Genomic DNA, 13,075 nt, shown 5'->3' with positions numbered 1-13,075 from the left:
CGCATTTGTCATTGAAGAACCATGCTGTGAATACTTGCTATTCACGCTGCTTTCAGATAAAGTTATAGCGGGATAAACCTAGATTTGACAGGAGTGATAGAGATGAGTCAAGAGCTAGAACTGAATGACCTTCTTCGCGTAAGAAGAGAAAAGCTTGATACACTTAAGAATAACAACATAGATCCGTTCGGACATCGTTTTGACCGTTCTCATACAGCAACACAAATGTTTGAGGAGTTTGATTCCTTCACTAAGGAAGAGCTTGCAGAAAAAGAGAACACCGTATCTCTAGCAGGTAGAATTATGACGAAGCGAGGAAAAGGAAAAGCTGGATTTGCGCATATGCAGGACCTTACAGGTCAGATTCAAATGTACATTCGAAAAGACACTGTAGGCGAAGAGCAGTATGACCTTTTTGATTCCATGGATATTGGAGATATCATCGGAGTAAGTGGTGTGGCTTTCAAAACGAAAGTAGGAGAACTTTCTGTTAAAGTGAGTGATTTACACTTGCTATCTAAGTCTCTTCGTCCACTTCCAGACAAATTCCACGGTCTTAAAGACGTTGAACAAAGATATCGTCAACGTTATCTAGATCTTATTATGAGTCCAGAGTCTAAAGAAACATTTATTTCTCGTAGCCGTATCATCCAGTCGATGCGTCGTTATTTAGATGACCAGGGCTTTCTTGAAGTAGAAACTCCAATGATGCATTCAATTCCTGGTGGAGCGTCAGCTCGTCCGTTCGTCACTCACCATAATGCACTAGATATGGAGTTATATATGCGTATTGCGATTGAGCTTCATTTAAAACGCCTCATTGTAGGTGGACTTGAGAAAGTTTATGAAGTAGGTCGCGTATTTAGAAATGAAGGTGTTTCGACACGTCATAATCCAGAATTCACAATGCTTGAACTATATGAAGCTTATGCGGACTATAAAGATGTGATGGCATTAACCGAGAATCTAATCGCACATATTGCGAAAGAAGTAACAGGTTCAACAACGATTATGTATGGTGAACAAGAAATTAACTTAGAGCCTGAGTGGAAGAGACTTCATATGGTAGATGCCGTTAAAGAAGCAACAGGAGTTGACTTCTGGAAGGAAATGAGCGACGAGGAAGCACGTTCTCTTGCGAAAGAGCATGATGTAGATGTGAAAGATACAATGGAATTTGGTCATGTTGTTAATGAATTCTTCGAACAAAAAGTTGAAGAAACATTGATTCAACCAACATTTGTGTACGGACATCCAGTTGCGATCTCTCCACTAGCTAAGAAGAACCCAGAAGATCCACGTTTTACTGATCGTTTTGAATTGTTCATTGTAGCTCGTGAGCATGCGAATGCATTTACCGAGCTGAATGACCCAATCGATCAAAGAGAACGTTTTGAAGCACAACTTGTTGAAAGAGAACAAGGTAACGATGAAGCTCATATGATGGATCATGATTTTATTGAGGCATTAGAATATGGTCTTCCTCCAACTGGTGGACTTGGAATCGGTATTGATCGCCTCGTTATGCTTTTAACGAACTCTCCATCTATTCGCGATGTACTGTTATTCCCACAGATGAGAAACAACTAAAGATAATTAGAAGCCTCCGGGCTTCTTTTTTTATCTTTTTTATAAAAATCCATTGCGCTACTTTGAAGTACATGGTATATTAATACTCGCCGTTAAAAACACGGCAACATGCGAGTTAAAAAAACAAAAAAAGTTGTTGACTTCGATTGAGTTAATGTGTTAAATTAATAAAGTCGCTGAAAACGACATTGAAAGAAACAAATCGATCTTTGAAAACTGAACGAAACGCCATGCAAGAAATTGTTTCTACGGAAACAACAAGTTTTAAAGCTAGATTAGACTTTCTATCGGAGAGTTTGATCCTGGCTCAGGACGAACGCTGGCGGCGTGCCTAATACATGCAAGTCGAGCGGAGAAATAGGAGCTTGCTCCTATTTCTCAGCGGCGGACGGGTGAGTAACACGTGGGCAACCTGCCCTACAGACTGGGATAACTCCGGGAAACCGGAGCTAATACCGGGTAATACATAGCATCGCATGATGCAACGTTGAAAGTTGGCTTTCGAGCTAACACTGTAGGATGGGCCCGCGGCGCATTAGCTAGTTGGTAAGGTAATGGCTTACCAAGGCAACGATGCGTAGCCGACCTGAGAGGGTGATCGGCCACACTGGGACTGAGACACGGCCCAGACTCCTACGGGAGGCAGCAGTAGGGAATCTTCCGCAATGGACGAAAGTCTGACGGAGCAACGCCGCGTGAGTGACGAAGGCTTTCGGGTCGTAAAGCTCTGTTGTTAGGGAAGAACAAGTACCGTTCGAATAGGACGGTACCTTGACGGTACCTAACCAGAAAGCCACGGCTAACTACGTGCCAGCAGCCGCGGTAATACGTAGGTGGCAAGCGTTGTCCGGAATTATTGGGCGTAAAGCGCGCGCAGGCGGTCTCTTAAGTCTGATGTGAAAGCCCACGGCTCAACCGTGGAGGGCCATTGGAAACTGGGGGACTTGAGTGCAGAAGAGGAGAGTGGAATTCCACGTGTAGCGGTGAAATGCGTAGATATGTGGAGGAACACCAGTGGCGAAGGCGGCTCTCTGGTCTGTAACTGACGCTGAGGCGCGAAAGCGTGGGGAGCGAACAGGATTAGATACCCTGGTAGTCCACGCCGTAAACGATGAGTGCTAGGTGTTGGGGGGTTCCACCCTCAGTGCTGAAGTTAACACATTAAGCACTCCGCCTGGGGAGTACGACCGCAAGGTTGAAACTCAAAGGAATTGACGGGGGCCCGCACAAGCAGTGGAGCATGTGGTTTAATTCGAAGCAACGCGAAGAACCTTACCAGGTCTTGACATCCTCTGCCACTCCTAGAGATAGGACGTTCCCCTTCGGGGGACAGAGTGACAGGTGGTGCATGGTTGTCGTCAGCTCGTGTCGTGAGATGTTGGGTTAAGTCCCGCAACGAGCGCAACCCTTGATCTTAGTTGCCAGCATTCAGTTGGGCACTCTAAGGTGACTGCCGGTGACAAACCGGAGGAAGGTGGGGACGACGTCAAATCATCATGCCCCTTATGACCTGGGCTACACACGTGCTACAATGGACGGTACAAAGGGCTGCGACACCGCGAGGTGAAGCGAATCCCATAAAGCCGTTCTCAGTTCGGATTGTAGGCTGCAACTCGCCTACATGAAGCCGGAATTGCTAGTAATCGCGGATCAGCATGCCGCGGTGAATACGTTCCCGGGCCTTGTACACACCGCCCGTCACACCACGAGAGTTTGTAACACCCGAAGTCGGTGAGGTAACCTTTTGGAGCCAGCCGCCGAAGGTGGGACAAATGATTGGGGTGAAGTCGTAACAAGGTAGCCGTATCGGAAGGTGCGGCTGGATCACCTCCTTTCTATGGAGAATTACGAGGTAACATTGGTTGCCAAACTTGCATGAGCGTTTCGTTTAGTTTTGAAAGAATGATTGTATTCTTTCAATATAAATAGTCAATCACAACCTTTTATGGGCCTGTAGCTCAGCTGGTTAGAGCGCACGCCTGATAAGCGTGAGGTCGGTGGTTCGAGTCCACTCAGGCCCACCATAAAAACCAAATTGACTAAATGTTTTGTGATTTGTTATAATATTCACCGACATTTAAAAATGGGGCCTTAGCTCAGCTGGGAGAGCGCCTGCCTTGCACGCAGGAGGTCAGCGGTTCGATCCCGCTAGGCTCCACCAATTATTTCTTCTCTTAGTTATAGAAGAAATTGTTCCTTGAAAACTAGATAGCATAAACAACGACATCCAATAAAGAATTATTTTTTGCGTTATTTCTTAGTTAGTCACATCTTACGATGTGCAACATCAATGACGAGTGAGAAGCGAGAAATTCGAGGCGGCGAAATTCCGGAGGAGCGGAGCGTATTTGAATACGTGAGCACCGGAGGAATGAAGCCAACGAAGAAGTTCGAAGCTAATAACGAAGTCATAAGGTTAAGCTACTAAGGGCGCACGGTGGATGCCTTGGCACTAGAAGCCGATGAAGGACGGGACGAACACCGATATGCTTCGGGGAGCAGTAAGTACGCTTTGATCCGGAGATTTCCGAATGGGGGAACCCACCATCCGTAATGGGATGGTATCTATTTCTGAATACATAGGAGATAGAAGGCATACCCGGGGAACTGAAACATCTCAGTACCCGGAGGAAGAGAAAGCAATCGCGATTTCCTGAGTAGCGGCGAGCGAAACGGAATCAGCCCAAACCAGAGGGCTTGCCCTCTGGGGTTGTAGGACGTCTCATTGGAGTTACAAAGGCACGGATAGACGAAGCGACCTGGAAAGGTCCATCAGAGAAGGTAACAATCCTGTAGTCAAAATCCGCTGCCCTCCGAGACGGATCCTGAGTACGGCGGGACACGTGAAACCCCGTCGGAATCCGGGAGGACCATCTCCCAAGGCTAAATACTCTCTAGTGACCGATAGTGAACCAGTACCGTGAGGGAAAGGTGAAAAGCACCCCGGAAGGGGAGTGAAAGAGAACCTGAAACCGTGTGCCTACAACTAGTTGGAGCCCGTTAATGGGTGACAGCGTGCCTTTTGTAGAATGAACCGGCGAGTTACGATCCCGTGCAAGGTTAAGCCGAGAAGGCGGAGCCGCAGCGAAAGCGAGTCTGAATAGGGCGAAATAGTACGTGGTCGTAGACCCGAAACCGGGTGATCTACCCATGTCCAGGGTGAAGTTCAGGTAACACTGAATGGAGGCCCGAACCCACGCATGTTGAAAAATGCGGGGATGAGGTGTGGGTAGCGGTGAAATGCCAATCGAACCCGGAGATAGCTGGTTCTCTCCGAAATAGCTTTAGGGCTAGCCTCGCGGCAAGAATCTTGGAGGTAGAGCACTGATTGGACTAGGGGTCCCTACCGGATTACCGAATCCAGTCAAACTCCGAATGCCAACGATTTATCCGCGGGAGTCAGACTGCGAGTGATAAGATCCGTAGTCGAGAGGGAAACAGCCCAGACCACCAGCTAAGGTCCCAAAGTATACGTTAAGTGGAAAAGGATGTGGCGTTGCTTAGACAACCAGGATGTTGGCTTAGAAGCAGCCATCATTTAAAGAGTGCGTAATAGCTCACTGGTCGAGTGACGCTGCGCCGAAAATGTACCGGGGCTAAACGTATCACCGAAGCTGTGGATTGTCTTACGACAATGGTAGGAGAGCGTTCTAAGGGCTGCGAAGTCAGACCGAAAGGACTGGTGGAGCGCTTAGAAGTGAGAATGCCGGTATGAGTAGCGAAAGACAAGTGAGAATCTTGTCCGTCGAAAGCCCAAGGTTTCCTGAGGAAGGCTCGTCCGCTCAGGGTTAGTCGGGACCTAAGCCGAGGCCGAAAGGCGTAGGCGATGGATAACAGGTTGATATTCCTGTACCACCTCCTTTCCGTTTGAACGACGGGGGGACGCAGAAAGATAGGGAGAGCGCGCTGCTGGAAATGCGCGTCCAAGCGATTAGGCTGGTGAATAGGCAAATCCGTTCACCGCGAAGGCTGAGTCGTGATGGCGAGGGAATTAAGTACCGAAGTCCCTGATTCTACACTGCCAAGAAAAGCCTCTAGTGAGGAAAGAGGTGCCCGTACCGCAAACCGACACAGGTAGGCGAGGAGAGAATCCTAAGACGATCGGGAGAACTCTCGTTAAGGAACTCGGCAAAATGACCCCGTAACTTCGGGAGAAGGGGTGCTTCCTCGGGTGAATAGCCCAGGGGAGCCGCAGTGAAAAGATCCAAGCGACTGTTTAGCAAAAACACAGGTCTCTGCCAAGCCGCAAGGCGATGTATAGGGGCTGACACCTGCCCGGTGCTGGAAGGTTAAGAGGAGGGGTTATCCCTTACGGGAGAAGCTCTGAATCGAAGCCCCAGTAAACGGCGGCCGTAACTATAACGGTCCTAAGGTAGCGAAATTCCTTGTCGGGTAAGTTCCGACCCGCACGAAAGGTGCAACGACTTGGATACTGTCTCAACGAGAGACCCGGTGAAATTATAGTACCTGTGAAGATGCAGGTTACCCGCGACAGGACGGAAAGACCCCATGGAGCTTTACTGTAGCCTGATATTGGATTTTGGTACAGCTTGTACAGGATAGGTAGGAGCCATAGAAGCCGGACCGCTAGGTTCGGTGGAGGCGTCGGTGGGATACTACCCTGGCTGTACTGACATTCTAACCCAGCACCGTGATCCGGTGCGGAGACAGTGTCAGGTGGGCAGTTTGACTGGGGCGGTCGCCTCCTAAAGAGTAACGGAGGCGCCCAAAGGTTCCCTCAGAATGGTTGGAAATCATTCGCAGAGTGTAAAGGCACAAGGGAGCTTGACTGCGAGACCTACAAGTCGAGCAGGGACGAAAGTCGGGCTTAGTGATCCGGTGGTTCCGCATGGAAGGGCCATCGCTCAACGGATAAAAGCTACCCTGGGGATAACAGGCTTATCTCCCCCAAGAGTCCACATCGACGGGGAGGTTTGGCACCTCGATGTCGGCTCATCGCATCCTGGGGCTGAAGTAGGTCCCAAGGGTTGGGCTGTTCGCCCATTAAAGCGGTACGCGAGCTGGGTTCAGAACGTCGTGAGACAGTTCGGTCCCTATCCGTCGCGGGCGCAGGAAATTTGAGAGGAGCTGTCCTTAGTACGAGAGGACCGGGATGGACACACCGCTGGTGTACCAGTTGTTCCGCCAGGAGCATAGCTGGGTAGCTACGTGTGGAAGGGATAAGTGCTGAAAGCATCTAAGCATGAAGCCCCCCTCGAGATGAGATTTCCCACAGCGTCAAGCTGGTAAGATCCCTCAGAGATGATGAGGTTGATAGGTTCGGGGTGGAAGCGTGGCGACACGTGGAGCTGACGAATACTAATCGATCGAGGGCTTAACCAAAACGAAAAGTAAAGCAGGCTTGGTCATATTCGCAGACCATTGGAGCTCTTGAACAGAAGGCGTTTTTCGCCTGAAGTGAAAGAGTGAAATGGACAAGAATATAGCCTGCGGCACTAGACATCGCGAAAAAATATTGGAATACGTTGTTGAGTGCTATCTAGTTTTCAGGGAATGAAAAGAAGTTCGACTAAGTTCCACCACGTCCTGTGGTGAACATCGAACGACTAACATCCTGTCAGTCTAGTGATGAAGGCGAAGAGGTCACACCCGTTCCCATGCCGAACACGGAAGTTAAGCTCTTCAGCGCCGATGGTAGTTGGGGGATCTCCCCCTGCAAGAGTAGGACGTCGCTAGGCTTATATAGTGGAGGATTAGCTCAGCTGGGAGAGCATCTGCCTTACAAGCAGAGGGTCGGCGGTTCGAGCCCGTCATCCTCCACCATTTATTTTTTGCCCGAAAGGGCACAAATTACAATTTAATTACATAGTTTTTGCCGGTCTAGCTCAATTGGTAGAGCAACTGACTTGTAATCAGTAGGTTGGGGGTTCAAGTCCTCTGGCCGGCACCATCTTTTCGGTAGAAGAGAGCCATTAGCTCAGTTGGTAGAGCATCTGACTTTTAATCAGAGGGTCGAAGGTTCGAGTCCTTCATGGCTCACCATTTTTTGCGGGTGTGGCGGAATTGGCAGACGCGCTAGACTTAGGATCTAGTGTCTTACGACGTGGGGGTTCGAGTCCCTTCACCCGCACCAATTCAATTGCGGAAGTAGTTCAGTGGTAGAACACCACCTTGCCAAGGTGGGGGTCGCGGGTTCGAATCCCGTCTTCCGCTCCAATATAATAATATGTTTTTGCGCCCGTAGCTCAATTGGATAGAGCGTCTGACTACGGATCAGAAGGTTAGGAGTTCGAGTCTTCTCGGGCGCGCCATTTTTAAACAACATTCTCGGGAAGTAGCTCAGCTTGGCAGAGCACTTGGTTTGGGACCAAGGGGTCGCAGGTTCAAATCCTGTCTTCCCGACCACTTATACAAAATGGGGCCTTAGCTCAGCTGGGAGAGCGCCTGCCTTGCACGCAGGAGGTCAGCGGTTCGATCCCGCTAGGCTCCACCAATTTTCTTTAAAAAAGTTGTTGACTTCGATTGAGTTAATGTGTTACATTAATAAAGTCGCTGAAAACGACATTGAAAGAAACAAATCGATCTTTGAAAACTGAACGAAACGCCATGCAAGAAATTGTTTCTACGGAAACAACAAGTTTTAAAGCTAGATTAGACTTTCTATCGGAGAGTTTGATCCTGGCTCAGGACGAACGCTGGCGGCGTGCCTAATACATGCAAGTCGAGCGGAGAAGTAGGAGCTTGCTCCTATTTCTCAGCGGCGGACGGGTGAGTAACACGTGGGCAACCTGCCCTGCAGACTGGGATAACTCCGGGAAACCGGAGCTAATACCGGGTAATACATAGCATCGCATGATGCAATGTTGAAAGTTGGCTTTCGAGCTAACACTGTAGGATGGGCCCGCGGCGCATTAGCTAGTTGGTAAGGTAATGGCTTACCAAGGCAACGATGCGTAGCCGACCTGAGAGGGTGATCGGCCACACTGGGACTGAGACACGGCCCAGACTCCTACGGGAGGCAGCAGTAGGGAATCTTCCGCAATGGACGAAAGTCTGACGGAGCAACGCCGCGTGAGTGACGAAGGCTTTCGGGTCGTAAAGCTCTGTTGTTAGGGAAGAACAAGTACCGTTCGAATAGGGCGGTACCTTGACGGTACCTAACCAGAAAGCCACGGCTAACTACGTGCCAGCAGCCGCGGTAATACGTAGGTGGCAAGCGTTGTCCGGAATTATTGGGCGTAAAGCGCGCGCAGGCGGTCTCTTAAGTCTGATGTGAAAGCCCACGGCTCAACCGTGGAGGGCCATTGGAAACTGGGGGACTTGAGTGCAGAAGAGGAGAGTGGAATTCCACGTGTAGCGGTGAAATGCGTAGATATGTGGAGGAACACCAGTGGCGAAGGCGGCTCTCTGGTCTGTAACTGACGCTGAGGCGCGAAAGCGTGGGGAGCGAACAGGATTAGATACCCTGGTAGTCCACGCCGTAAACGATGAGTGCTAGGTGTTGGGGGGTTCCACCCTCAGTGCTGAAGTTAACACATTAAGCACTCCGCCTGGGGAGTACGACCGCAAGGTTGAAACTCAAAGGAATTGACGGGGGCCCGCACAAGCAGTGGAGCATGTGGTTTAATTCGAAGCAACGCGAAGAACCTTACCAGGTCTTGACATCCTCTGCCACTCCTAGAGATAGGACGTTCCCCTTCGGGGGACAGAGTGACAGGTGGTGCATGGTTGTCGTCAGCTCGTGTCGTGAGATGTTGGGTTAAGTCCCGCAACGAGCGCAACCCTTGATCTTAGTTGCCAGCATTCAGTTGGGCACTCTAAGGTGACTGCCGGTGACAAACCGGAGGAAGGTGGGGACGACGTCAAATCATCATGCCCCTTATGACCTGGGCTACACACGTGCTACAATGGACGGTACAAAGGGCTGCGACACCGCGAGGTGAAGCGAATCCCATAAAGCCGTTCTCAGTTCGGATTGTAGGCTGCAACTCGCCTGCATGAAGCCGGAATTGCTAGTAATCGCGGATCAGCATGCCGCGGTGAATACGTTCCCGGGCCTTGTACACACCGCCCGTCACACCACGAGAGTTTGTAACACCCGAAGTCGGTGAGGTAACCTTTTGGAGCCAGCCGCCGAAGGTGGGACAAATGATTGGGGTGAAGTCGTAACAAGGTAGCCGTATCGGAAGGTGCGGCTGGATCACCTCCTTTCTATGGAGAATTACGAGGCAACATTGGTTGCCAAACTTGCATGAGCGTTTCGTTTAGTTTTGAAAGAATGATTGTATTCTTTCAAAACAGGCTGATTTGATGAAGCATTAGCGGATTCAAGAAGTAGCCACGTTCCTTGAAAACTAGATAGCATAAACAACGACATCCAATAAAGAATTATTTTTTGCGTTATTTCTTAGTTAGTCACATCTTACGATGTGCATCGATGGAGTTAGAGACTTTGTTTCTAATGAAATCTAAGGTTAAGCTACTAAGGGCGCACGGTGGATGCCTTGGCACTAGAAGCCGATGAAGGACGGGACGAACACCGATATGCTTCGGGGAGCAGTAAGTACGCTTTGATCCGGAGATTTCCGAATGGGGGAACCCACCATCCGTAATGGGATGGTATCTATTTCTGAATACATAGGAGATAGAAGGCATACCCGGGGAACTGAAACATCTCAGTACCCGGAGGAAGAGAAAGCAATCGCGATTTCCTGAGTAGCGGCGAGCGAAACGGAATCAGCCCAAACCAGAGGGCTTGCCCTCTGGGGTTGTAGGACGTCTCATTGGAGTTACAAAGGCACGGATAGACGAAGCGACCTGGAAAGGTCCATCAGAGAAGGTAACAATCCTGTAGTCAAAATCCGCTGCCCTCCGAGACGGATCCTGAGTACGGCGGGACACGTGAAACCCCGTCGGAATCCGGGAGGACCATCTCCCAAGGCTAAATACTCTCTAGTGACCGATAGTGAACCAGTACCGTGAGGGAAAGGTGAAAAGCACCCCGGAAGGGGAGTGAAAGAGAACCTGAAACCGTGTGCCTACAACTAGTTGGAGCCCGTTAATGGGTGACAGCGTGCCTTTTGTAGAATGAACCGGCGAGTTACGATCCCGTGCAAGGTTAAGCCGAGAAGGCGGAGCCGCAGCGAAAGCGAGTCTGAATAGGGCGAAATAGTACGTGGTCGTAGACCCGAAACCGGGTGATCTACCCATGTCCAGGGTGAAGTTCAGGTAACACTGAATGGAGGCCCGAACCCACGCATGTTGAAAAATGCGGGGATGAGGTGTGGGTAGCGGTGAAATGCCAATCGAACCCGGAGATAGCTGGTTCTCTCCGAAATAGCTTTAGGGCTAGCCTCGCGGCAAGAATCTTGGAGGTAGAGCACTGATTGGACTAGGGGTCCCTACCGGATTACCGAATCCAGTCAAACTCCGAATGCCAACGATTTATCCGCGGGAGTCAGACTGCGAGTGATAAGATCCGTAGTCGAGAGGGAAACAGCCCAGACCACCAGCTAAGGTCCCAAAGTATACGTTAAGTGGAAAAGGATGTGGCGTTGCTTAGACAACCAGGATGTTGGCTTAGAAGCAGCCATCATTTAAAGAGTGCGTAATAGCTCACTGGTCGAGTGACGCTGCGCCGAAAATGTACCGGGGCTAAACGTATCACCGAAGCTGTGGATTGTCTTACGACAATGGTAGGAGAGCGTTCTAAGGGCTGCGAAGTCAGACCGAAAGGACTGGTGGAGCGCTTAGAAGTGAGAATGCCGGTATGAGTAGCGAAAGACAAGTGAGAATCTTGTCCGTCGAAAGCCCAAGGTTTCCTGAGGAAGGCTCGTCCGCTCAGGGTTAGTCGGGACCTAAGCCGAGGCCGAAAGGCGTAGGCGATGGATAACAGGTTGATATTCCTGTACCACCTCCTTTCCGTTTGAACGACGGGGGGACGCAGAAAGATAGGGAGAGCGCGCTGCTGGAAATGCGCGTCCAAGCGATTAGGCTGGTGAATAGGCAAATCCGTTCACCGCGAAGGCTGAGTCGTGATGGCGAGGGAATTAAGTACCGAAGTCCCTGATTCTACACTGCCAAGAAAAGCCTCTAGTGAGGAAAGAGGTGCCCGTACCGCAAACCGACACAGGTAGGCGAGGAGAGAATCCTAAGACGATCGGGAGAACTCTCGTTAAGGAACTCGGCAAAATGACCCCGTAACTTCGGGAGAAGGGGTGCTTCCTCGGGTGAATAGCCCAGGGGAGCCGCAGTGAAAAGATCCAAGCGACTGTTTAGCAAAAACACAGGTCTCTGCCAAGCCGCAAGGCGATGTATAGGGGCTGACACCTGCCCGGTGCTGGAAGGTTAAGAGGAGGGGTTATCCCTTACGGGAGAAGCTCTGAATCGAAGCCCCAGTAAACGGCGGCCGTAACTATAACGGTCCTAAGGTAGCGAAATTCCTTGTCGGGTAAGTTCCGACCCGCACGAAAGGTGCAACGACTTGGATACTGTCTCAACGAGAGACCCGGTGAAATTATAGTACCTGTGAAGATGCAGGTTACCCGCGACAGGACGGAAAGACCCCATGGAGCTTTACTGTAGCCTGATATTGGATTTTGGTACAGCTTGTACAGGATAGGTAGGAGCCATAGAAGCCGGACCGCTAGGTTCGGTGGAGGCGTCGGTGGGATACTACCCTGGCTGTACTGACATTCTAACCCAGCACCGTGATCCGGTGCGGAGACAGTGTCAGGTGGGCAGTTTGACTGGGGCGGTCGCCTCCTAAAGAGTAACGGAGGCGCCCAAAGGTTCCCTCAGAATGGTTGGAAATCATTCGCAGAGTGTAAAGGCACAAGGGAGCTTGACTGCGAGACCTACAAGTCGAGCAGGGACGAAAGTCGGGCTTAGTGATCCGGTGGTTCCGCATGGAAGGGCCATCGCTCAACGGATAAAAGCTACCCTGGGGATAACAGGCTTATCTCCCCCAAGAGTCCACATCGACGGGGAGGTTTGGCACCTCGATGTCGGCTCATCGCATCCTGGGGCTGAAGTAGGTCCCAAGGGTTGGGCTGTTCGCCCATTAAAGCGGTACGCGAGCTGGGTTCAGAACGTCGTGAGACAGTTCGGTCCCTATCCGTCGCGGGCGCAGGAAATTTGAGAGGAGCTGTCCTTAGTACGAGAGGACCGGGATGGACACACCGCTGGTGTACCAGTTGTTCCGCCAGGAGCATAGCTGGGTAGCTACGTGTGGAAGGGATAAGTGCTGAAAGCATCTAAGCATGAAGCCCCCCTCGAGATGAGATTTCCCACAGCGTCAAGCTGGTAAGATCCCTCAGAGATGATGAGGTTGATAGGTTCGGGGTGGAAGCGTGGCGACACGTGGAGCTGACGAATACTAATCGATCGAGGGCTTAACCAAAACGAAAAGTAAAGCAGGCTTGGTCATATTCGCAGACCATTGGAGCTCTTGAACAGAAGGCGTTTTTCGCCTGAAGTGAAAGAGTGAAATGGACAAGAATATAGCCTGCGGCACTAGACATCG

Annotated in this window: 1 protein-coding gene, 10 tRNA genes and 5 rRNA genes; all 16 read left to right on the top strand. The window is 50.5% G+C overall.

The window, feature by feature from the left end:
• Positions 1–102 precede the first annotated feature (102 nt).
• A complete protein-coding gene (gene lysS / locus SJY16_RS00500) occupies positions 103–1,590 on the top strand; it encodes a lysine--tRNA ligase (RefSeq protein ID WP_377887122.1) in 1,488 nt (495 codons plus the stop codon).
• A gap of 284 nt (positions 1,591–1,874) precedes the next feature.
• Positions 1,875–3,425: ribosomal RNA gene (locus SJY16_RS00495) — 16S ribosomal RNA — on the top strand.
• Positions 3,426–3,537: 112 nt separating this feature from the next.
• Positions 3,538–3,614: transfer RNA gene (locus SJY16_RS00490), tRNA-Ile, on the top strand.
• A gap of 61 nt (positions 3,615–3,675) precedes the next feature.
• Positions 3,676–3,751 (top strand) — tRNA-Ala (locus SJY16_RS00485).
• 253 nt (positions 3,752–4,004) lie between these two features.
• Positions 4,005–6,933: ribosomal RNA gene (locus tag SJY16_RS00480) — 23S ribosomal RNA — on the top strand.
• 239 nt (positions 6,934–7,172) lie between these two features.
• Positions 7,173–7,289, top strand: a 5S ribosomal RNA gene (gene rrf, locus SJY16_RS00475).
• Between the two features lie 9 nt (positions 7,290–7,298).
• Positions 7,299–7,374 (top strand) — tRNA-Val (locus SJY16_RS00470).
• A gap of 51 nt (positions 7,375–7,425) precedes the next feature.
• Positions 7,426–7,501, top strand: a tRNA-Thr gene (locus SJY16_RS00465).
• 16 nt (positions 7,502–7,517) lie between these two features.
• Positions 7,518–7,593: transfer RNA gene (locus SJY16_RS00460), tRNA-Lys, on the top strand.
• 6 nt (positions 7,594–7,599) lie between these two features.
• Positions 7,600–7,684, top strand: a tRNA-Leu gene (locus SJY16_RS00455).
• 8 nt (positions 7,685–7,692) lie between these two features.
• A tRNA-Gly gene (locus tag SJY16_RS00450) sits at positions 7,693–7,767 on the top strand.
• A gap of 18 nt (positions 7,768–7,785) precedes the next feature.
• Positions 7,786–7,862: transfer RNA gene (locus SJY16_RS00445), tRNA-Arg, on the top strand.
• Between the two features lie 17 nt (positions 7,863–7,879).
• Positions 7,880–7,956 (top strand) — tRNA-Pro (locus SJY16_RS00440).
• A 12-nt stretch (positions 7,957–7,968) separates the two neighbouring features.
• Positions 7,969–8,044: transfer RNA gene (locus tag SJY16_RS00435), tRNA-Ala, on the top strand.
• A gap of 167 nt (positions 8,045–8,211) precedes the next feature.
• Positions 8,212–9,762 (top strand): 16S ribosomal RNA (locus tag SJY16_RS00430).
• A gap of 261 nt (positions 9,763–10,023) precedes the next feature.
• Positions 10,024–12,952 (top strand): 23S ribosomal RNA (locus SJY16_RS00425).
• Together the 16S, 23S and 5S rRNA genes with 10 tRNA genes alongside form the textbook arrangement of a ribosomal RNA operon.
• Positions 12,953–13,075: the final 123 nt, after the last annotated feature.

Origin of the sequence: Alkalihalobacillus sp. R86527 (genome assembly GCF_042466185.1) — a bacterium.
GTDB lineage: Bacteria > Bacillota > Bacilli > Bacillales > Guptibacillaceae > Guptibacillus.
This window is presented reverse-complemented; position numbering and strand designations above follow the sequence as displayed.